The 21,907-nt window shown below is 46.0% G+C and carries 25 protein-coding genes; 2 read left to right on the top strand and 23 right to left on the bottom strand.

Annotated elements, in window-relative coordinates; genetic code table 11:
• Positions 1 to 2: 2 nt before the first annotated feature.
• The 11 genes from AB1K91_RS17510 to acpS form a co-directional block, all read right to left on the bottom strand.
• Entirely contained in the window at positions 3 to 332 is a 330-nt protein-coding gene (locus AB1K91_RS17510; protein ID WP_413091708.1) for an STAS domain-containing protein, read from the bottom strand.
• Positions 333 to 387: 55 nt separating this feature from the next.
• Positions 388 to 1,398: a PP2C family protein-serine/threonine phosphatase gene (locus AB1K91_RS17505; protein WP_413091696.1), complete on the bottom strand. Its 1,011-nt coding sequence runs from the start codon at positions 1,396 to 1,398 to the stop codon at positions 388 to 390.
• 16 nt (positions 1,399 to 1,414) lie between these two features.
• Positions 1,415 to 1,816, bottom strand: coding sequence for an anti-sigma regulatory factor (locus AB1K91_RS17500; RefSeq protein ID WP_038558144.1), 402 nt, complete (start codon positions 1,814 to 1,816; stop codon positions 1,415 to 1,417).
• Between the two features lie 2 nt (positions 1,817 to 1,818).
• Positions 1,819 to 2,175, bottom strand: coding sequence for an STAS domain-containing protein (locus tag AB1K91_RS17495; protein WP_038558142.1), 357 nt, complete (start codon positions 2,173 to 2,175; stop codon positions 1,819 to 1,821).
• The gene (locus AB1K91_RS17490) at positions 2,172 to 3,044 is read right to left on the bottom strand and encodes an STAS domain-containing protein (protein ID WP_413091706.1); all 873 of its coding nucleotides are present in this window, start codon (positions 3,042 to 3,044) and stop codon (positions 2,172 to 2,174) included. Before AB1K91_RS17490 ends, AB1K91_RS17495 begins: the two co-directional genes overlap by 4 nt.
• 207 nt (positions 3,045 to 3,251) lie before the next feature.
• On the bottom strand, positions 3,252 to 3,602 hold the full coding sequence (locus AB1K91_RS17485; RefSeq protein ID WP_093727599.1) for a type II toxin-antitoxin system PemK/MazF family toxin: 351 nt from the start codon (positions 3,600 to 3,602) through the stop codon (positions 3,252 to 3,254).
• A gap of 4 nt (positions 3,603 to 3,606) precedes the next feature.
• Positions 3,607 to 3,882 (bottom strand): antitoxin, encoded by a 276-nt coding sequence (locus AB1K91_RS17480; protein ID WP_095216919.1) that lies wholly within the window; start codon positions 3,880 to 3,882, stop codon positions 3,607 to 3,609.
• A 156-nt stretch (positions 3,883 to 4,038) separates the two neighbouring features.
• On the bottom strand, positions 4,039 to 5,211 hold the full coding sequence (gene alr / locus AB1K91_RS17475) for an alanine racemase (protein ID WP_413091693.1): 1,173 nt from the start codon (positions 5,209 to 5,211) through the stop codon (positions 4,039 to 4,041).
• An 84-nt stretch (positions 5,212 to 5,295) separates the two neighbouring features.
• Positions 5,296 to 6,312 (bottom strand): LolA family protein, encoded by a 1,017-nt coding sequence (locus AB1K91_RS17470; RefSeq protein WP_413091691.1) that lies wholly within the window; start codon positions 6,310 to 6,312, stop codon positions 5,296 to 5,298.
• Positions 6,313 to 6,362: 50 nt separating this feature from the next.
• Entirely contained in the window at positions 6,363 to 7,874 is a 1,512-nt protein-coding gene (locus AB1K91_RS17465; RefSeq protein ID WP_413091690.1) for an NAD(P)H-hydrate dehydratase, read from the bottom strand.
• 61 nt (positions 7,875 to 7,935) lie between these two features.
• A complete protein-coding gene (gene acpS / locus AB1K91_RS17460) occupies positions 7,936 to 8,301 on the bottom strand; it encodes a holo-ACP synthase (protein ID WP_413091688.1) in 366 nt (121 codons plus the stop codon).
• Positions 8,302 to 8,445: 144 nt separating this feature from the next.
• Here acpS and AB1K91_RS17455 point away from each other — a divergent pair, with 144 nt between their 5' ends.
• Complete coding sequence (locus AB1K91_RS17455) at positions 8,446 to 9,216, top strand: rhomboid family intramembrane serine protease (RefSeq protein ID WP_413091686.1); 771 nt, start codon at positions 8,446 to 8,448, stop codon at positions 9,214 to 9,216.
• A 9-nt stretch (positions 9,217 to 9,225) separates the two neighbouring features.
• On the opposite strand, the gene AB1K91_RS17450 is transcribed toward AB1K91_RS17455, so the two are convergent.
• The 6 genes from AB1K91_RS17450 to AB1K91_RS17425 all read right to left on the bottom strand — a co-directional run bounded on the left by AB1K91_RS17450 (position 9,226) and on the right by AB1K91_RS17425 (position 14,664).
• On the bottom strand, positions 9,226 to 10,686 hold the full coding sequence (locus AB1K91_RS17450; RefSeq protein ID WP_413091685.1) for a PH domain-containing protein: 1,461 nt from the start codon (positions 10,684 to 10,686) through the stop codon (positions 9,226 to 9,228).
• Positions 10,679 to 11,158 (bottom strand): PH domain-containing protein, encoded by a 480-nt coding sequence (locus AB1K91_RS17445; RefSeq protein ID WP_413091683.1) that lies wholly within the window; start codon positions 11,156 to 11,158, stop codon positions 10,679 to 10,681. The genes AB1K91_RS17450 and AB1K91_RS17445 overlap by 8 nt, the downstream gene beginning before the upstream one ends.
• 105 nt (positions 11,159 to 11,263) lie before the next feature.
• Positions 11,264 to 12,757, bottom strand: coding sequence for a degradosome RNA helicase CshA (gene cshA / locus AB1K91_RS17440; protein ID WP_413091682.1), 1,494 nt, complete (start codon positions 12,755 to 12,757; stop codon positions 11,264 to 11,266).
• A 328-nt stretch (positions 12,758 to 13,085) separates the two neighbouring features.
• On the bottom strand, positions 13,086 to 13,778 hold the full coding sequence (locus AB1K91_RS17435) for an alpha/beta hydrolase (protein WP_413091680.1): 693 nt from the start codon (positions 13,776 to 13,778) through the stop codon (positions 13,086 to 13,088).
• A 27-nt stretch (positions 13,779 to 13,805) separates the two neighbouring features.
• Complete coding sequence (locus AB1K91_RS17430; RefSeq protein ID WP_413091679.1) at positions 13,806 to 14,324, bottom strand: YppG family protein; 519 nt, start codon at positions 14,322 to 14,324, stop codon at positions 13,806 to 13,808.
• Positions 14,325 to 14,472: 148 nt separating this feature from the next.
• Entirely contained in the window at positions 14,473 to 14,664 is a 192-nt protein-coding gene (locus tag AB1K91_RS17425; protein ID WP_413091677.1) for a hypothetical protein, read from the bottom strand.
• Between the two features lie 185 nt (positions 14,665 to 14,849).
• On the opposite strand from AB1K91_RS17425, the gene AB1K91_RS17420 reads away from it, so the two are divergent.
• Entirely contained in the window at positions 14,850 to 15,737 is an 888-nt protein-coding gene (locus AB1K91_RS17420) for an SDR family oxidoreductase (protein ID WP_413091675.1), read from the top strand.
• 158 nt (positions 15,738 to 15,895) lie between these two features.
• On the opposite strand, the gene abc-f is transcribed toward AB1K91_RS17420, so the two are convergent.
• The 6 genes from abc-f to AB1K91_RS17390 all read right to left on the bottom strand — a co-directional run bounded on the left by abc-f (position 15,896) and on the right by AB1K91_RS17390 (position 21,827).
• Positions 15,896 to 17,512, bottom strand: coding sequence for a ribosomal protection-like ABC-F family protein (abc-f, locus tag AB1K91_RS17415; RefSeq protein ID WP_413091673.1), 1,617 nt, complete (start codon positions 17,510 to 17,512; stop codon positions 15,896 to 15,898).
• Positions 17,513 to 17,680: 168 nt separating this feature from the next.
• Positions 17,681 to 17,788 (bottom strand): RAxF-45 family protein, encoded by a 108-nt coding sequence (locus AB1K91_RS17410; protein WP_353615327.1) that lies wholly within the window; start codon positions 17,786 to 17,788, stop codon positions 17,681 to 17,683.
• Positions 17,789 to 17,852: 64 nt separating this feature from the next.
• A complete protein-coding gene (locus AB1K91_RS17405) occupies positions 17,853 to 18,746 on the bottom strand; it encodes a YegS/Rv2252/BmrU family lipid kinase (RefSeq protein WP_413091671.1) in 894 nt (297 codons plus the stop codon).
• An 87-nt stretch (positions 18,747 to 18,833) separates the two neighbouring features.
• A complete protein-coding gene (locus AB1K91_RS17400) occupies positions 18,834 to 20,174 on the bottom strand; it encodes an Nramp family divalent metal transporter (RefSeq protein ID WP_413091669.1) in 1,341 nt (446 codons plus the stop codon).
• Between the two features lie 129 nt (positions 20,175 to 20,303).
• A complete protein-coding gene (locus AB1K91_RS17395) occupies positions 20,304 to 20,624 on the bottom strand; it encodes a thioredoxin family protein (protein WP_413091667.1) in 321 nt (106 codons plus the stop codon).
• A gap of 63 nt (positions 20,625 to 20,687) precedes the next feature.
• A complete protein-coding gene (locus AB1K91_RS17390; RefSeq protein ID WP_413091665.1) occupies positions 20,688 to 21,827 on the bottom strand; it encodes a CapA family protein in 1,140 nt (379 codons plus the stop codon).
• Positions 21,828 to 21,907: the final 80 nt, after the last annotated feature.

The following is a 21,907-nucleotide window of genomic DNA, read 5'->3' as shown; positions in this document are numbered from 1 at the left end:
AATTAATAGCCACCTCGTACTGTTTTGTCAACATCGATCACATCGATCAAACCTGTAATCTCGAACAAACGGTATACACGGTCCTGCAGCTGTACGAGCTTCAATTCACTGTTGTTTTCTTTCGTCGATTTCAACCCGCTTACGAATACGCCTAATCCGGTACTGTCCATATAGTTCACCTGCTCCAGATTGACTTCGACTTTATTCCCCTCTTTACTCGTCAGGGATAAGAGTGTTTCTTTCAATTTTGGGGCTGTATATGCATCTATTTCACCAACTAAAAGAACAATTGATTTTCCTGCTTGTTCTTGTACGTCAACAGTTAAGTTCATCATGTACCTCCTAATGGCTAGTTACCATCCTATGTAATACCCGTTTGTTCTCAATTCAAACATCTTTTTTTATAATAATTAAAGTGAAGTCATCTCGCAGGTGAAAATCTTGTAGTTTTTCGAAATGCTTATATACATTTTCCACCAATTCCTGTGCTGAGAGATGGGAGAAACTCTTTATTACCTCAAGCACTTCCTCACTCTCAATGAAGCGATCGCCCTGACGGCACTCCGTAACGCCGTCCGTCAGCAGGATGATCATATCCCCCGCATGGATTTCCCTTTCATATTGGCGATATTGCGCCATGTCCGTAACACCGAGGACGACCCCTTTTGCCCGGATCTCCTCGAATGTATCATCAGCAGCATGATAATAAAAACCCGGCTCATGCCCTGCAGATGAATAAGAAATCGTACTGGCTGCCGGATTGAAAAGCGCATAAAACATCGTGATGAACATGCTTGGGTCGACATTGCGTTCCACTACCCGATTGAGGCTTTCAAGAATCTCACTCGGATTTTTATGCTCAGACGGAAAACTCTCCATGGCATATTTGATCATGGACATACATAATGCCGCCGGGATACCTTTCCCGATCACATCAGCCACTGTGATACCTACAGTACCGTCTTCGTGATGTATGAAGTGATGATAATCACCATTCATCTGATTCGCAGGTACGCTGACAACACCGATATCAAAACCTTCCACATCAGGCTTTTCAGTGGACAGCAATGTATTCTGCACCCGGGCAGCCACGGAGATCTCCGATTTGATCTCGAGCTGCGCTTCCCGCAGATCCTGGAATTCTTGAAGTGCCAGACCGTAGGAAATCATCACCTCCAATAGGAAGCTCATCGAGTGCTGTATATTCTCCGGAAGATCAGGATAGATATCTTCCAGCGCATTGATATGCGTGTTGATGATCTCCTCCAGCGATATATTATGCTGAATGGAGCGTTTGCTTATCTGCTCCGCCTCATATAAGGCAGACTCATCTTGTGTATCGATGTATTGCTTGAGCAGTTCCCGATAGTGTGATAGATCTAGCTTAAGCGCGTCCACCTGGCATCATCCTCCTCTAACGGACCCATTTAACGACGCGAATCTCCGTCCCTTCGCCTGTCTTTGAAGTGATATCGAATTCATCCATCAGGCGTTTTACACCAGGAAGACCTGCGCCCAGACCTCCGGATGTGGAGAAACCATCCTCCATTACCTGACTGATATCTTTTATACCGGGACCTGTGTCGATTGCAACGATGCAAATTCCGCGCGAACCGACATTCTCTACCTCATCAAAGCAGATTTTTCCGCTTCCAGCATAAAGGTAGATATTACGCGCAAGCTCCGAAATAGCAGTAGCGATACGAGCTTGATCAACGATCCCAAAGCCCAGCTTTTTCGAAAAGTCGCGGCCGAATTGTCTTGCACCGACAATGTCCCATTCTTTCTGTATATTTACACAGGTTCTGAAGTCCATTTTCACTCCTCCAGTTCCTGGCGCAATTTGATCAATCCTTGTTCTAGATCTAATGCCGTCGTTACCTCATTCAAATGAATGCCCAAGTCAATAAGTGTTACTGCCACTGCTGGCTGGATTCCGGTCAGGACGACTTTTGCGCCCATCAAGTCGGACATCGTCACCACATCACCCAGTACTTTGGCAATGAAGGAGTCGATGATGTCGACGGAAGTCAAGTCGATTACTACACCTGTTGCTCCGCTTTGATGGATTTTATTGAGCAAGTCTTCCTGGAATTGAATCGCTGTCTGATCATCCAAATCGATCTGGATACTGATCAGCAAATAGTTATGCAGCTTCAATATCGGGATTCTCACGATTTTTCACTCCTATCAAGCGAATCGATAAGTTCTTCTATAGTCTGTTCTTCGCTGTTTGTTTGTACGATCATTTGATTCGTCATTTCCAGAGCAGTAGTGAAGCCTTTGCGCAAGGAACTCTTGGTCGGGAATTTACTAAGATCGATTCCTAAATTCACAATTGTCTGCGCAATCTCCGGTCTGATGCCGACAAGAATACATGTGGATCCGACCAGCCTCACTGCTTCTGCAGCCTGGATGATATGATGTGCAACCATTGTATCTACAACCGGCACACCTGTAATATCAATCAGCACTACTTCCGCGTGATGCTTGATCACCCCATCAAGCAGATTCTCCATGATGAATTTGGCCCGCTCGGTATCGATCGTTCCAATCAGCGGCATGACTGTGATGTTATCCATGACCGGGATCAACGGTGCAGATAATTCCTGCAACGCGACACGCTGAAGGGATACTGTATTTTCCCAGTTGCCGGAGTACTCATTCACAAGTTGATTGATAACCGGGTTCACAAGCTCGTCCACATGCCTTAACACTTTCGACACAGGGACGTCCAATTCTTCATGTTCAATAAGAAACTCAACTGCGACGCGTTTAAAAAGCTGAAGTCCCTCTGTAAGATAGCTCAGCGGCCATCCAAGATTGATAACACGTTCAGTAAAGCTATCAAGATCAGAAGTCAAACTCTCTTTCTCGACACTGCCGAAAATGATATTGACGAATTCTCGGTTCGTATTCTCGAAAAGTTCCTGTGAAATAGACGAAGTTCCGACTTCTTTCTGTTTCTCTGCGACTTCCTCAAGCCACATATGAACCAGATTGTTACTATTTTCAACCAGAATCTCCTTCAGATTTTTTGCCATCATGAAACCCCCGTATTGTAACGTTCACCTTGTCAAAGGCTGTATGGTACCAGTCATATGGTCAAGGTCACTTTTATCTACTTATTAATCTAACACCTATACGATCGCCTTGCCAATAAGGCGACTTCCTTTTAGTATATACCATAATCCGACAGGACTGAAATCAAAACAAAAAGCCCTTACGTTTCCGTAAGGGCTGGTCCGTACCTAGAACTCTGTAAGGCCTAGACTTATTTCAAGTGCTCGATTGATGTTTCCCATCATCTGAGGGTCAAGCTGGGTGATCTTATCTGTCAGACGCTGCTTGTCGATTGTTCGGATCTGTTCCAGAAGAATGACGGAATCACGTTCAAAGCCATACTTCTTGGCATCGATCTCTACATGGGTCGGCAGCTTGGCTTTTTGGATCTGTGCCGTGATCGCCGCTATGATGACGGTCGGACTGAACCGGTTACCGATATCATTCTGCAGGACCAACACTGGGCGCACGCCCCCCTGTTCCGATCCCACTACCGGGGACAGGTCGGCGAAATAGACTTCGCCTCTTTTAACGATCAAGGGCCTACACCCCGCTTACAAGGCGCTCTAACGTTACTTCTGCCTCCTCTTCAGCTTGGAAAGCTTCTGAAGCGATATTAAGATTGATACGTGCCATTTCCATGTATCCTTTTTGCATGGTTTCACGGATATTCTTTCTTTCCTGCACATATGACTTCGTTGCTTGATAGAAGAAATGATCGAGACTATTGTTATTATTCTGCATCAAACCATCCACCTCATTCAGGAGTTTCTTAGGCAGCTTTACAACGATTTCTTGTAAGCCTTCGGACACAACCATACACCTCCACCAATTCGCTCGGGTCGTTTCTGTAAAAATCCATTTCCATCATACCATCCGAGCATTACGTTTGCAAAGGACCCTCCGGAACTTTTTGATAAAAAAAGCCTTTTTCAAACAAAAAGCTTGGGAGAAAGGCTGGCTTTCTGCCGAAAATTACAAGCTTTCGCCGGGAGAAAGCGCATTGGCGACTTCGACAATCCTACCGGAGCGTTTGTAAACGCGCGGCATTCGGGCGGCGATGAGGCAAGGAACCTCATAATTTATGGTATCGACCCAGTCTGCAACTTCATCCATGCTGATAAAAGCATCCTGCTGCGTCCCAATGAGAACAACCTCCGTACCATTCGGATAAGCTTTGTCGAGCTTCACCATGCATTGATCCATGCAGACCCTGCCGACAATCGGCATTCTCTTGCCATCCACTAGGACCTCGAAGCCTTGCATCTTGCGAATCCAGCCATCCGCATAGCCAATCGGCAGTGTCCCGATCCACTCTGGTTTATTTGTTTCATAGGTTGCACCATAACTTACCGCTTCATGCGCTTCAAGCTGCTTGACATGTACAAGCTTGCTGTGCAGGGAAAACGCTTGACGGAGAGCTATCGGATGCTCTTCTTTGACAATCTTCGACGGATACAGTCCGTACATGCCAATGCCAAAACGGACAAAATCCGACTCCTCCGCAGCAAAGCGCATACTTGCTGCACTGTTATCACTGTGCACGATGAGTGGATGCGGCCATTCTTCCCGAAGCGATTTGAATAGCTTATCAAACTTACTCCGCTGTCCTTCGAAATATGCCAAATCCGCATCATCAGCTGTTGCAAAATGCGTATAAACACCTTCCAAGCGAAGAGATGGGACGTCAAGCAACGGCAAGACCGCATGGATTTCCTCCTCCGTCCGGAAACCCAATCTTCCCATTCCCGTATCAAGCTTCATATGCAGCTGCAGCGGCTTGCGGAATTGCTGGGTACGTACGGCCTCCAACCAATCCTTGCGATAGAAAGTCAGCGAGATATCGTGATCTGCAGCGATTGCCGCATCTTCCGGTCTTGTCGCCCCAAGCACAAGGATGGCTGCATGGACACCATTCTTACGCAGATGGAGCGCCTCATCCAAAAAAGCGACCGCCAGGGCTTGAGCCCCCGCATCCAACGCCGTCTGTGCGACTTGCACAAAACCATGTCCGTATGCATTCGCTTTGACAACTGCATAAATCCCTTTGTCTTCTCCGATATGCGCTGCCAGTTGCTTTATATTATATTCAACATGATCGAGATTTATTTCCACCCAGGAATCCCGATAAAAATGATCGTTCCGCATATGTATTCATCTCCTAGAATTTTTACCTTTGCTTATTATAACAGGAAAATAAAAAAGCAGACTCGGTTCGTCTGCTTCGAATCGCTATTTCATAGCCTGCCCATTGATGGATGCAGCCACTTCCTGTATCTCTTCCCTGGTCAATTCCTCACTGGCAAGCATATAATCCACACCATTATGTGTCCAGGTCAGACTGGATGATGTTATGGCTCCCACGGTGAACCCGAGACTGAAAGGCTCTCCGCTTGCTGGCGTTGCGGCAGTCGGCGCGATTTCGGATACGTCCGCAAGTTCCTGTATCAAAGTGAAGCTCTTTTCACCCTCATAAGTCAGAATCACTCGTTCCTTCCCGTCCGCACTTACTTCCTTCTCCTCGGCAAGCGTTGCACCGACCGTTTCGGTAGGATACAGTACCGTCAAACCTTGCTGCTCAGTTGGTGTGGCAGACGCAGGTACACCGGATAAGGAACCTGTCATATTGTTTTCCAGTTCAAAATCCTTCTCTGTGAACTTCGGATCCAGCTTGAAGGCAGAGAACGTCACTTCAACCATTGGTTTCTTATCTTTGTCCAATACTTTTACAAGCTCGGGTGTATACGTCTTTTTATCGAAATAGATTTCTTGGTAAGGCAGCGTCGTATTGTTCTGATAAGTCGTTTTGGTCTGGAAGACGTAATGTTCCTCCGTTGTTTCGAAAGTAGCATTACCATCCTTCAAAACATCCTGGACAAGCGATTGGTACAAGTAAGGCTGGCTGCTGTTATAAGGCCATTCGCTTTGGAATTTGAAGCTTTTCCTCAAAGCGGGGGTGAGCACAAATACACCATCCTTATTACGCAGTATCACCTGACTGCCTTGTTCGTCAGCATCGTTTTTCAATAAAACCCGGTATTGGTCATCTTTTTGATACCATATATCGATTCCGTAGGCTTGCTGTTCTTCCCCTGTGTTCAGCTTCATAGTGGCTTCGGCCTTGTAGCCTTGCAGCTCAGCCGATGTCTCTTCCAGCTTTTGGACTACTTCCTCCCGGGAAGCATCGCTGCAGCCGGCTAATAAAAATAAAAAGGCAGCAAAGACAATCAAACCAGCAAATCTTTTCATGGTCACACTCCTTTGTCAGCTATAAAGCGAACAAAGAGAACATGCCACCATCAATCGGAAATGTCACGAAACACCTTGGCCAGCCCTTTCATGAGATCAGTTGCCAGCAGATCCTGCTGCGAATGCATCTCTTTTACCAGCACATCCGCTGCTTTTCCATGGATGTAGACTCCGTTTGCGATTGCCTCCATCAGATTTTCATGCTGCATCTGCATAGCCAGCAGGATACCTGAAAGCACATCACCGCTGCCGCCTTTCCCAAGACCAGGGTTTCCTGTCGTATTGACGATCTGGCTGCCATCAGGGGCGGTGATGATCGTGTACGTTCCTTTCAGCACGAGATGTACCTGGTGTACAATCGCAAATTTACGGGCGAGCTCGAAAGGGTTTTCCAGAAGCTCTGGCACTTTCATATCCAAGAGCATCGCCATTTCGCCAGGATGCGGCGTCAATATCGTCGGAGCTTGTCTATTCCGCAGGATCTCCAAGTCGGATTTGATATGATGAAGACCATCAGCATCCAACAGGACAGGAACCTCGGCCTGCTCCAGCACCCTTTTCGTCAAAGCTGCTGTCGCTTCTCCCCTACCCATCCCCATACCAACGACAATACCATCATATGCACTCACATCCAGGGTTTCCGTATCGACAATCACGCCATTCTCTCCTTCCAAGACAGTGAATGTCGCTTCAGTCAAGTGAGCTGATACAGATGGAATGACCTGACGTAATGTACCGACGGTAAGAAGACCCGCTCCGGCCCTTAAGGCTGCCATGCTGGACATCGTAACTGATCCCGGCATTTCCGCCCCTCCCCCGATGAGGAATCCTTTGCCATGGGTTCCTTTGTGTGAAAAAGGCTGCCGGGTCGGGAATGACCGCTTCACGTCCTGTTCTGTCCAAATCCTGGCACCGGCTTGTCTGCCTAAATAAGCAGCTGGCAGACCGATGGATACGATATGCCACTTTCCGTAATGTGGTGCTGTCTTTTGGATGAATACACTTGGCTTTGGTGCTTCGATGACGAAGGTATGATCGGCGAAAATTGCCTCCGAAAAATCCGAGGCATCATCCGCCGGTACACCCGAAGGCAAATCAATGGCAAAAACAAGTGCATCTGCTTCATTGACAGCCTGTACAGTTTCCGTATAAGGGCTCTTCAGTTTACCTCTGACACCCAAGCCGAGCATCGCGTCAACAATGACATCCGCATCTTCCAATGCCGGCCGGAAAGTATCTGCTTCGACATCCATCACTTCACCGCCAAGACGGTCATAGACTTGCTGATGCATGGCAGCATCAGCTGTCAAATTTCGCCCGACCTGAACGGCAGCCACATCATATCCTTCATTCAGCAGTGTTCTGGCTACCACATATCCATCGCCGCCATTATTGCCAGAGCCACAGAGGACAATTATCCGGTCCGTGGTTCCGATCAGCGGTTTCATCCTTTCAGCGATGGCCCGGCCAGCAGATTCCATCAGGATGCTGCCGATTATTCCAATATCCTCCATCGCGTAACGATCCACTTCGTACATTTCCTTTGCGGTGACAATATACACGCTGTTCCCTCCTACCCGCACTACAATCTATGAGACATGCTCAAGAAATATGCAGACAAGTCTATTTGCCTTGTGTAATGATCACTTGTGCTGCTGCATATGCATCCGAATGTGTAATCGACAAGAAGACAAGCTCCCCCTCTGTCAGGTCGGCAGAAGTCAAAACGGGCGCTCCTGCTTCATTGGGCAATATTTCAATATCATGAAGACCTAATTTGCCTAATCCGGTTCCCCTTGCTTTTGCATAAGCTTCCTTGGCAGCAAAACGGCCAGCTGCAAATTCCATCTTCCGTTTAACGGATGCCAGTGATTCATAGTGCGTTTTTTCCGATTTCGTCAGGATCCTGTCCAGGATCCTCCCATTATGCTCAATCGCTTTCTGGATTCGTGCTAATTCTGTAATATCTAAACCGATACCCTTGATCATGGCTGTACAACCTACTTTCCAGCTGAATTTCCCTACCGAGTATTGTACCCTATATGTATAAAAGCAGGGAGGAAAGTTATAGGATGTAAACAAAGCAAATTTTAATGCTTTCCGTTTTGCTGGTAAACAGAAGGAGGAATTCGATTGTTCCGCAGGACCGAAACCTTTAAAGAATATTTATACGCTTATCCTGTCATCAGTTTAATCGTGGCAGTCAATCTGCTGCTTTGGATCATAACCGGACTGTTCCAGAATCCATTCGGGAACAGCCTGTATCAATTAGGTGCAGGTGTGAATTTATTCATCTCAGGCGGGGAATATTGGCGTCTCGTCACACCGATTTTCCTGCACGCTCCCGGGAGCATCTCTCATGTATTATTCAACTGTTTTTCCCTGGTGATCTTCGGACCTGCCCTTGAGCAGATGCTGGGTAAACTGAAATTCAGCTTCTTTTACTTGCTTACAGGAATCATCGGAAACGCTGTTACGTATATGCTGGATCCTTACAGCTTCGTCAGTCACATTGGTGCCTCCGGTGCCATCTACGGATTGTTCGGATGCTATTTGTACATGGTATATTTCCGCAAGCACTTGATTGATTCCGGAAATGCACAATTAATACTTATCATTTTTGTGATCGGTATCATCATGTCCCTTTTTACCGCAAATATAAACCTCACAGCACATCTGGCAGGAGCTGTGGGAGGATTCGTACTGGCTCCGCTCTTCCTTATAAAAGCCAAGCCGTTCTCGATCTATCGGAACAAACGCCCCCCTCAGCGGGAAGATGACACAGGATTTGATCCAGACCGCTGGAAAAAGCGTCCGTATAAGAGACGCACCAATAAGAAACTGATTCTCTGGATCGTCATCGCAGCCTTGGTACTGATCGGCATCTACGATTATATGAATTGAACCGCACAGCTACTGTGCGGTTCTTTTTTGGCTTCGGAAGGAATACCAATCATACGCCTCATCTGCATCCTTCTCCTCCAAGTGTTTTACTTTGAATCTGCTTCCGGCAGCACCTCCTGATGCGACAGCAATCTTCAATGTCCCGAGCTGCCTTCTCGATTGGAAGTAATGCTGGGATTCATAGAAAGTCTGCACCCTTTTACGATGCGCATGAACGGTTACACGAGTCAGTTCCCGGTAACGCATGGTCAGCATGTCTGCCGTCCATGATACTCCTGCATCCCGATAGTCCAACACACAAAATAACATTGTTATTGCAACAAGTGGCAGAGCAAATAGTCCATAGCCGCCGAAGAAATAAATGAGCACACCTGTGATGAGAACGGAAATTGCTGTTGGGAGGAATAAATATCTCATTAATGCTCGCTTCGGCGGTTTCCGATAAGCAGTCTCGACTACATAATCAGAAAGAAGCTCTTCCAAGAAAGCATGCAGCTCCTTTTTCCTTAACAGTGGGAAAAGGACAGTGGAAATACTCTTTTCGTCTTTACCAGTTTCCCCTCCTGCTATTTCCGCACTGACCGTCAGCAACCCGAATGGCTGACGGAAAATATTTTCCTCCACCTTCACTGCTTGTATCCTATGCAGAGGTATGGTCATTTCCTTTCGTTCCAAGAGGCCTCTTTGGATGAAAAGCTCATTGTCCTGCTTGGATATTTCAAAGAAGCAATATTTCAGGATTGTACCAATCATCGCAACCATCCACGTCACTGCCAAACTGCCGACTGCAAAAAGGATGGACAAAAGCAGACTCTGCTCCGACAGCCAGTGATAGACGAAAGAATAGATATTAATATCCATGACATTGTCAGCTTGCTGTAAGATTGCAAATAAGAAACCAAAAATGATTCCTGTACCGCCCGAAGTCGCAGCGGTTGCTAACAAGCGACGGAAACTGAGCCGGTAGCTCACATTAGGTTCCGATAGCTTTATCGCCTCTGTATTTTCAAGGACAGCATCTTGCTCTTTTCTTTTTACAAATTGCTGGATTGCTGATGCATCCAATTGGGAAAGAGCCGGAATCATCCCCTCCGCTTCTTTCCCACCGCCAGCTGTCTGTACTTCCAGCTTCACCAGTCCAAATAATCTGTGAAAGATATTGGCACTTGTATTCACCGAGTGGATACGATGTCTGGATATATACCTTTTCTTCCGGACGAAGATGCCAGATTCTATTCGAAGCTCATCATCTTCCATGCGATAAGTGAATCGGAACCAATAAAGAAATGCAAATAATCCGATAACCAGCAGGATTCCGCCACCTAGAACGAATGGAAGCCACCAAAACATGGCACTTATATTTTTTATGATAGCAATAATACCAATTGCAAACGGGATGAGGACATCTTTGATAATCTTCAGCATTCGGAGGAAAATGCTGATCGGATGCATCCGTTTCGGTTCAGACATCGTCTTCCTCCACGCGCGCAAGCACTCCGATTCGATCACGCAGCTCTAGCGCTTCCTCCAAAGCAAGAGCTGGTATATGGTGCGTCGTTGCAGCTGTCGAGACAGATACCGTAGCCAAACCGAATTTCTTCAGGACCGGGCCTTGCTCCGTATCGACATGCTGCACCCGTATCATCGGCACAATTGTCTGTGTGACAATGAAAATGCCGCTTTGTATGTATATTTCTTGCTCAAACACCTCATAACGCCATCTCTTCCACCGCACTGCAGGCAGCAGCCAAATAAAAATGAATAAGGAAGCGATGAGGAAAGCCCATCCAATATACAAGATATAGTCAGGAATGGACCATGCCTTTTGAAAATATGTAACAACCCCTGCCGCAATGATTGGCAGCAGCATATACAGGCTTGCATTTATCCTCCATACTTTCTTTGCACTGGCTGCGATTCTATTGCTTGGTTGTGTCTTCATACTATCCCCCCTCTTTCCAGTTATATCATACGATTGAACCAGGAATTTGTTTCATCGAATAATAATCCATAAAAAAACAGACACCTTCTCAGGTGTCTGCCTCCATTAATTATCGTTATTGCGTTTGCCGCGATAGCCGCCGCTGTTATTGCGTTTGCCTTGTCCTTGATAGTTACGGCTGCGAGGCTTACCGTTGCGACCGCCATAACCGCGTCTGTCACCATTACCGCCACGGGAACCGCCGCGATATTTCTTCTTATCCTTGAAGCTGCCTTTCACACTGACAGGAGCAAGGGAAGTAATACGAACCGGTGTATTACGACGCTCTTTTGTCAGCATTTTCAAAGCAGCTGCAACGACTGTTTCAGCTCCGAACTGGTTGATCAGTTCGTTTGCTTTTTCGTTGTATGCTTTTAAATCTTTGTTTTCGATCGTACGCATCATTTTATCGATAGCGATCTGCTGCTGTCCTTGTGCAGCTTCGTCGTTTGTCGGAGCAGATTTACGTGCAATCTTGCTCTTCGTTGTTTTCTCGATCAAGTGCAGGTGAGAAATCTCTCTAGGCGTGATAAAGGAGACAGCTTGTCCAGTTTTACCAGCGCGTCCTGTACGGCCGATACGGTGTACATAGCTTTCCGGATCCTGCGGGATATCGAAGTTATATACATGTGTCACGTTAGAGATATCAAGACCACGTGCAGCAACGTCAGTCGCTACCAGAATTTCCACTCGGCCATTTTTGAATTTGTTCAACACGGACATACGCTTGCCTTGTGTAAGATCGCCATGAATACCTTCTGCGCGGAAACCGCGAGCCTGCAAGCCTTCTGTCACTTCATCAACACGTTTTTTCGTTCTGCCGAAAATGATTGCCAATGTTGGCTCATCGATATCAAGCAAGTTAGAAAGTGTATCGAATTTCTGTCTTTCCTGAACTTCGATGTAAGACTGATTGATATTCGTTACAGTCATTTCTTTTGCTTTTACTTTAACTTCTGTAGGGTCTTTCATCAATTTTGTACCGATATCACGGATTTCCTTCGGCATTGTCGCACTGAATAGCAATGTCTGGCGCTCTTCAGGGATAGATGAAAGGATTTCACGGATATCATCGATGAAGCCCATGTTCAGCATTTCGTCTGCTTCATCCAATACAGCAGTGTGTACATTGCTGATATTGATCGTTTTACGGCGGATATGGTCAAGCAGTCGACCAGGTGTCGCTACGACGATATGCGGACCTTCTTTTAATGAACGAATCTGACGGTCCATATGCTGCCCACCGTATACTGGAAGCGTACGGATTCCTTTGAATTGACCAAGGCGGTGAAGCTCTTCTCCTACCTGGATAGCAAGCTCACGAGTCGGTGCAATGACCAAACCTTGGATCTGGCGTTTAGAGCGATCGATCTTGTTGATCATCGGGATACCGAAGGCAGCAGTTTTACCAGTACCAGTCTGCGCTTGACCTAGTACATCCTTACCCTCTAGGGCGAATGGGATCGTCTCAGCTTGGATCGGTGTAGCTTCTTCAAATCCCATTTTATTTAATGCTTTCAAAATTGGTTCCGAAATACCTAATGAACTAAATGTTGTCAATTTCTTATTACTCCTTTATATAAAAAAAGTCTCACTGATGAAGCACGGCAGTTATACACAATAAAAAAGCCTTCCTCCACGCTTGGGAAGAGGCCTTAAGCAAGCATTCATTGGATTTAATAATAGTAACACACTATTTGTCTGAATTCTACCTATATCTATGATTACACGTTATTCACGTGTACAATGTACCATTAAAGCCCTTCCAAAAGAATTACATTATCTTTGGATTTTCTTATACGCTTTTCAAGCAGCAAACTGCCGATCTTCACAGCTTTCATTATATTTTCTCCCCAGCGAAAAGATATTAAACACATCATGTGAAAAATCAAGCCTCGAGCAGGAATTCCTCCACTTGCGAACAGATCTGGTCAATATCCGGACCGTGGCAGATCAAATGTCTCGATTCATCGAAAAGAACCATCTTCTGATTCTCAGAGCCAAGATGCTTGTGCAAATATTTGACGGTCCGGTGCGGTACCATGCTGTCCTGGATTCCCTGAACGATGAAGACCGGACAAGAAACAGCAGGCAATGATTTCTTCGTGTAATCCACACACTTCTTGAATTCCAAGAATGCCCGGAACGGAACCTTGCCTTTCTTTTCTTTCCGGAGCTTATTATAATCCTCGACAATGTCACCGCTCATATGCCTTTTCATGTATTGCCAGGCTTCCTGTGTGAGCAGCTTCCAGTTCAGGAATTTTCCAGAAGCTGATAGCAATACCAGCTTGTCTGCACCATATTTCGCAGCTAAGTGTGAGGCGATCATGCCACCCATCGAGAACCCGATCACATAGATATGTGAACATTCCCTGGCCAGCCGCTCGTATGCTTCTTCTGCTGCCTTTATCCATTCCTTGTGCCCGACTTCATGTAAAGATAGCTCTTGGGTCGTCCCATGACCAGGTAAAGCAACCAACTCTACTATCCAATCCGCATGATTCATTAAATGCTCGGTCAAGGGCTCCACTTCATATGTGCCGCCAGTGAAGCCGTGAATACATAATATTCCTGTCATTAGATCATCTTCACTTTCTACCTGAGTTTATTTCAATATCTTCAAAAAAGAACCGAGTGATTTGACGATAGGGGAAACTTGCTGAACTGTCGATGCCATTTGACCGACAGTGGACATCATCTTATTGATATCCATTTGGCCATTCTTATCCTGAAAATAGGATGCCAGACCTTTTGTCAGCTGTGCTTGCTGCTTTGGCTGATAGACATTCGGCGGCTGAGCAAAAGCATGCCAATACGGTGCAAGAGGCGGTTTCTTGAAATATTCATAAGGTGTTACTGGCTGTTGGGGCTGCCCTTGCTGCTGCCATCCTCCCCACTGAGTGAAATACTCGGGCGGATAAGGATTGTAAGTATAATGCTCAGTCTGTCTATCAGTATTACCATCATTTCCATTTGCTTGCATCCATGAATGATCGTACATCTCTTTATATTGCTCTTGGGGCTCGGTTTGATAAATCGGTTCGTAGTAATAGCGCTGTCTGCCATCGCTCATCTGTTGTTGCTGTACATGGGAGCGTGGCTCTGCCGTATTGTAATAATACATCTCCACACACCTTTCCTGATTCTCCTTTATCCTATGTCTGGCGAAGTAAGGGCGTTATTACTAAAAATAAAAAGAAAGCAAAAACCACCGCAGGTGCGTGATTTTTGCTCAATAGCTAAATGCGTCTGAGCAGACTGCATTCTGTTGATCAGCCAAGCAACTGTTGAAGCTTGTCTTTCTGACCGTGCACTTTCTCACCATTTATCAGGACAAGCGGTACACTATCTATGGAATGTGTCTGCATCTCTTTCAAGAAAGCAGGTGGATTAAGCTGATCTATTACTTGCTCGCATTGTTTGCAACTATCACTGATGTATACTTCCACCTCGCGATGCCTCATGAACACTCTCCTTTATAAAAGTTAAGGTCCTGCCAAATAATACCCTGACATCTAGTACTTAAAACCCATTTCCAACATATTTCTTTTATTTCTTCATGCAACCCTTTACATTGCGAAAATACCGTTTGAGTTATCTGGTACGTGGTATCAATACCATATACAACGACAAAAGGAGCTGTCCTCATATGCCAAAAGATCCAATAACACAATACTACCACGATACTTTCCCTAAACAATTCCAAGATCCTCCCGGACTGCAAAAGGAAATGGATCCAAAGCCTGATTGTGGGGAAGAAAGCTACCGAGGGGCCGGTAAACTGACTGGCCGAAAAGCACTGGTCACAGGCGGCGACTCCGGTATCGGTCGTGCAGCTGCGATTGCATATGCCAGGGAAGGCGCAGACGTTGCCATCAACTACCTCCCAGAGGAGCAGCCCGATGCCGAGGAAGTAAAAGAATTGGTCGAGGCAGAGGGAAGAAAAGCCGTACTTATCCCTGGAGATCTTAAAAGCGAGCGCTTTAACTATAAGCTGGTGGAGGAAGCAGTCGAACAACTAGGCGGTCTTGATATCCTTGCACTTGTCGCTGGTAAGCAGCAAGCTGTCGAGGACATTGCTGACTTGACTACCGAACAACTGAAATCTACATTCGAGACAAACGTCTATCCATTATACTGGCTGACAAAAGCTGCTCTGCCGCATTTGCCAAGGGGATCTTCCATCATTACAACAACTTCTGTGGAAGGCTTTAACCCTTCACCGATGCTGTTGGATTATGCGGCAACCAAGAGCACGATTATCGGATTCACGAAAGGTTTGGCAAAACAGATCGCTGACAAAGGCATTCGGGTGAACTCCGTTGCACCAGGCCCGATTTGGACTCCATTGCAGATTTCGGGCGGGCAGCCGCAGGATAATATCCCGGAATTCGGCTCCAGCACACCAGAAACCCCTATCGGTCGTGCAGGACAGCCTGTCGAGCTTGCCAGCGTATACGTTTTCCTTGCATCCGAGGAATCCAGTTATGTTACCGCACAGGTATACAGCATCACCGGCGGCGTTCCGACTGCATAAAGAAAAGCTGCGAGTAAAATGAAGGCCACTGAAACTAACAAATTTAAAGAAGTATGGTTAAAAATAATGAAACACAATAAGCAGAAGGTGCCCACATGTCGTAAGGTACCTTCTGCTCTTGATTTCTCAACACCTTTTAATGGTCTGTGCAGATGTCGTCATATGCTTTTCCACCGGGATTTCGTCTGTTCATAATTACCCGGGTGACGATGCAGTGTCCCATCTTCCAGGTAAGCTGTTTGATCAAAGCAAGTATTCAAAAGATGCCGATCATGACTGATACCGATCACTGTTCCATCGAAACGCCCAAGTGCTTCCTCCAACACTTCTCTGGATTCCAGATCCAAATGGTTTGTCGGTTCGTCCAAGATGAGCAGATTGATACCTTGATGCATGAAAATCGCCAGCTTCAGCCGCATTCTTTCTCCGCCGCTCAATCGTCCGATCGGCTGGAATACCGCGTAACCATAAAACAAGAAGGCTGCCAGCATATGCCGTGCTTGGGCTTCGGTTACAGAAATGGCTGCCCGGAAATAATCAATCATCCGCATAGCTGGATCAGCTTCCTCCAAAGGGTGCTGCGGCAAGTAACCCACCCTTACCGAACTCCCCACCTTGATACTCCCATCATCAGCCTCCAAAGTACCAAGAACTATCTTGACTAAGGTCGATTTTCCGCTGCCGTTATCTCCGACAATGGCCAATCTTTCTTTATAGCGCACGTGCAGCATGATATCCCGCAGCACTTCCCTGTCACCAAAACGCTTGCTGATGGATTCCAAGCGGATGACATCCTCCCCGCTGCGCTCATCGGCAGCAAGCTTGAGTTTCATCTTGGCTGGATCAATATTCGGTCTGGATAGCTTCTCCATTCGCTCCAATGCCCTCTCCATATTACGAGCACGCTTATGCAACCCTTCGTTTGGCGGATTAGCCTGATTCGCCCATAATTTCAGCCGCTTGATTGTCTCCTTCATTTTCTTGATTTTCTTCTGCTGCTCTTTGTAAGCTTCGAATTCCTGCAGCAGCTTCGCTTCTTTTTGTTTCAAGTAGGACGTGAAATTGCCAGTATAAACAGTCACTTCCCCATCCTCCAAATCAGCAACTCGCGAGACAGTTGCATCCAGAAAGTATTGATCATGCGATATGATGAATACGGCTCCCGCATAGTTTGCAAGGAAGTTTTCCAGCCATTCAATCGCCGATAAATCGAGATGGTTCGTCGGCTCATCCAACAGCAGCAAATCAGGCTGCTGCAGGAGAACATATGCCAAGCCCACTTTCGTTTTTTCCCCTCCACTAAGACGGGCGAATGGTTCCTCCAGCAAATGGGCAATATGCAGACCATTTGCTGTCCGCGCAATCTGCGCATCCATTTCATAACCACCAGCTTCTGCAAATGCGTTCTGTATCTCTCCATAACCAGCCAATGCTTTATCCAATTTATCCGGATCCAGCATTTCTACTTCCAGCTTCCGCATTCTCTCCTGCAAAACACTCAGCTCTTCAAAAGCTCCCATTAAGTAATCCTTGACTGTACCCTCATGACCAGTGGGGATTTGTTCCAAGTAACCGATTTTAGCTTGCTTCCGGATGAATACTTGCCCGTCGTCACAAGCTTCCGTGCCGGTGATCAATTTGAAAATAGTTGATTTACCGCTGCCATTCCTTCCAACCAAACCGAGCTTTTCCCCTGGTTTAAGCTCCAGGTTGAGCTTTTCAAACAATATATTGCCACCCATGATTTTCTTGACATCCTTCAATGTAATCAACATGATATCCGCTCCTTTTCCTATTAAAAAAGCCAGACAGCAAGACTGTCTGACTCTGAATTCGACTTGAAAAAAGGGTACAAAAAAACCACACGCAGGGTGTGGTTCTCTTGAAACGCTATTCTTTTCAGTCGTGTCGTTGAGAAATAGATCCTGCACATTATCCATTATTTAGTTGGTAAAAAAGGGCATACGTATCCCGTTACCAACAAAACCATGAATAATCGCGCGGCGATGCAATAGATTCTGATCGGCTTCACGCGAAAGTGTGTGCAACATCTGATTCCCCTCCTTTTCATAATAAGTATTTCCATTATAGAGGATATGACGTTTAATTGTCAAACTATTCTCCAATTATCATTTCAAGGTGTCCAGGCAGGATTTTCACTTCTCCGGGGGTGTCCTTATAAACCTCTCCATCCATATCAATAGGTTTGCCTGCAGGAGAAAGAAAGCGGATTTTTTCTGCATCTAGAATACCTACCTCAGTCAAGTCTGATAGATCTGTTTTATCCTGCTTGATTTGGAGAATTTCTTTAAAGCTCGTCAAATTGGAATTCTTCACGAATATAACATGGAGCTTCCCATCATCAGGTCTGATATCAGATCCCGCAAACTCTCTTGTGCCAATGAAACGGCCGTTCATCACAAGAATCATAACTGCTTCTCCATCTTTTTTCTGTCCATCAATTTCCAATTCATATAAAAATGGTTCTGCCTGATTAACCGTTCTTAATGTACTGATGAAATAGGAAATAACCCCTAAGCGGTCTTTCTGATTTTCATCGATATTATTCGATGCATCCGCGATCAGCCCCACTCCCCAGAAATTCAAGAAGTATGAATCCCCATACTGGCCAATGTCAATTGATGCGGTCTTTCCGCCGGTTATTGCAGCTGCTGCTTTCCTTAAGTTTTGCGGAAGACCCAGCATGCGGCTGAAATCGTTGCATGTACCACCGGGAATGATTGCAACTGTCGGTCGCTTCGGTAATGGCGCTATGCTATTGATCACTTGATGGATGGTCCCGTCACCACCATGAATGATCAACAGATCAATATCCTCTGCAACCTCCCGACTGCAGCTCACTAACTCCTCCAGATCCTCCGTTTGAATGACTTGCAGCTGCTTGATCGATGCTGCAAGCTTTGGCAGCGTCTGGCCGAGTTCCCGTTCGATTTCGTCATTATCCATATTCCCATTCACTAAATATACAGCGCGTTTGAAAGTTTGCATCGTTCTCCTCTCCTTCCTTCTTATCGTTCCCTGCATCTTGGATTGTCTAAACGTTGGCAAATAAAAAAAGCCGGCTGGAAACCGGCTTTATAAAGCATGCCCTGTCACGATCATATAGCCAAGCATGAATGCATTCAAACAGACAATCAATCCTGTCGCCATCCATGCCAGCACCTTGATATGCGGCTTATTTACGAATGCTCCCATCTTTTTCTTGCTGCTTGTGAACAGCACAAGCGGAATGACAGCAAAGGAGAGCTGCAGGCTAAGTATCACCTGACTCCAGACGAGCAAATCACCCGTGCTGGAAGGACCGTAAATTCCCACTACGATGAGTGCAGGTATGATCGCGATGATTCTTGTGACAAGTCGTCTGACCCATGGCTTAATCCGAAATTGGATGAATCCTTCCATGACGATCTGACCTGTCAGCGTTCCAGTAATGGTCGAAGACTGACCAGACAGAAGCAGCGCGAATCCGAACAAGAAGCTGGCCGCACCAGCACCGATTGCCGGACTGAGCAGCTTGTACGCATCCTCGATTCCTTCCACATGCTGTCCGATCGTATGGAAGGCCGCTGCACCAAGGATCAGAATCGCCGAGTTGACAAAGAAAGCTACGCCGAGCGAGAAGGTCGAATCGATATATGCGAAACGGACTGCTTCCTTTTTACCCTTCTCTGTATCCTGGTAATTCCTTGTCTGGACGATGGAAGAATGTAAATACAGATTATGCGGCATGACCGTTGCCCCGAGTATACCAAGCGCCAAAAACAAAACAGATGGATCCGTAACGATTTCCGGGGAAGGGACATAGCCTTTCAATGCTTCTGAAAGAGCTGGATGTGAGAATATCATTTCGAATAAGAAACAGCCCGCAATGGTTATCATCAAAACGGTGATGATCGCCTCCATCCAGCGGAATCCTTTTTTCTGTAATAAAAGCAGCAAGAGCACATCCAAAGCCGTAATGATGATACCTGCCATGATCGGGATATGAAAAAGCAAGTTCAGTGCTATGGCAGATCCCAATACCTCAGCCAAATCCGTTGCAATGATTGCCAGCTCCGTCAGCAACCAAAGCACCACGACCACTTTCGGAGAAAAAGCATCCCTTGTTGCTTGTGCTAAATCACGACCGGTAACAATCCCAAGCTTGGCAGCAAGTCCTTGCATGAGCATGGCAATCAAATTGGAAAGCAAGACGACTGCCAGCAGCATATAGCCAAAAGACGATCCTGCCGATATGGAAGTCTCCCAGTTGCCCGGATCAATGAATCCAACAGCCACCAGGACACCTGGCCCCATAAAAGCGAAGAGTTTTTTGAAAAAGCCGCCATTCTCTGGAATGGCCACACTATGGTTCGACTCCTCCAAACTTGCATTCCCTGCCCTTTTGAGCCAGTCTTTATCTCGTTCTTTATTCATAAAGATCGCTTCTTTCTAGTTGTTGTTAGCGCAAGTTTACCAAAGGAAACTTTTTTAGTCAAAGAAAAGATATGAGTGTATATAAAAAGAGCTTCCCTGCTGATTCAGGGAAGCTTCTCAGCTTATTCCTCATCCAAGCTGCTGTTGAAGGAACGCGATAACCTCTTCAGGAGACTTCGCGTTTGCACTGTGCAAGTGCGCCAGCTTTTCACCATTCTGGAAGAGGAGGATACTCGGAATCCCCATCACTTCCTGTTCCGCTGCAACATCAGGTACTTCATCATTATTCAGCTCATACCATTTATAATTGCCATATTCCGCAAGCACCTGATCGATAAACATATTCATACGTGTGCAATCCGGACACCAATCTGCGAAGAATTTGACGATGATCGGCTCTTCACTCATGATGATTTCGTTGAATTTTTCTCTTGTATTGATTTGTTCCATTATCTGTTTCCCCCTTCTGCTTTCTTTCTAAAGATACGGTACCAACGAAAGGGAATCAAGCAGTTAGCTTGATGGGCTTTCTTCTATGAAAGAAAGATCAGGAGCAAGCTTTGCCATATGCGTTTTCTTCTCCTCGTACACGTGCTTCAGTTCCGGCAGCTGATACATAGGCTCAATACGATAATGATGCCAATCCGTGAAAGATAAGTATGTCAGCAGCATTCTTGGGGACGTTGCCGTTACCTTTTTGCCATCCTTCACAATATCAAATTGGAAGGCCCCTCCGATTCGGCGGTCCGTTTCCTCCTGTGCTGCAATGAAATTCCCCAAAGAATAGATGACAAGTGTCTTATTTCCATCTTTACCCGTCAGCCATTCAACCGGCTGCAGCACATGCGGGTGACAGCCTAACACTGCTGTTGCTCCCTGATCAGCAACATATTGGGCCAGCTCTTTTTGTTCATCATTGGGATCATTTTCGTATTCGATACCGAAATGCAAGCTTACGATGATAGCATCTGCTTCCTGTTTTGCTTTTTGGATATCTTCTTTTATTTTCTGCTTGTCAATCAGGTTGACTAGATAATCTTTCCCATCAGGTACAGAAATACCATTCGTCCCATACGTATAACTAAGGAAAGCAACAGAAATCCCCTCTGTTTTTTCTATTGTTAGCTTTTCACTATCATCCTTGTTTCGATACGCTCCAGTATATGCCATCCCGATCTTCTCATACTGTGCTATTGCATGTTCCACACCAGCTTCCCCTTGATCAAGTGTGTGATTATTGGCCAGTGTGACTACATCCACCCCTACGTCCTTCAATGTATTTCCTATTTCATCGGGACTGTTGAAGGTCGGATAGGAGGAGACACCTAATGCTTCCCCGCCCATAATCGACTCCTGATTCGCTACTGTAAGTGTCGATTCTCCAAGATACGGCTTGATATCCCTGAACATCGGCTCGAAATCATAACCAGTCCCCTCTTTTGCCTCTGAATAGATGGAACTATGTAAGAGCACGTCACCAATGGCTGTAATGGAGATCGATGATGAAATGGCTGGCGGTTCTTTCGGTTCCAGCTCAATTATATTCTGCTGTAATGCATGCATCGCTTTTGGCTGCTGTGTGGGAACACCACCACTGCACGCTGCTAAGATGACAAAACTCGACATTATGACAAAGAATGTTTTAATTTTCATGCGTAATCCGCCTGTTCCTGTTATTTATCCGTATTATAAGCGGAGGCTCTCATAAAAAATAGTCTGTTTTTCATAAAAGG

Origin of the sequence: Terribacillus jepli, assembly GCF_047228925.1 — a bacterium.
GTDB lineage: Bacteria > Bacillota > Bacilli > Bacillales > Amphibacillaceae > Terribacillus.
This window is presented reverse-complemented; position numbering and strand designations above follow the sequence as displayed.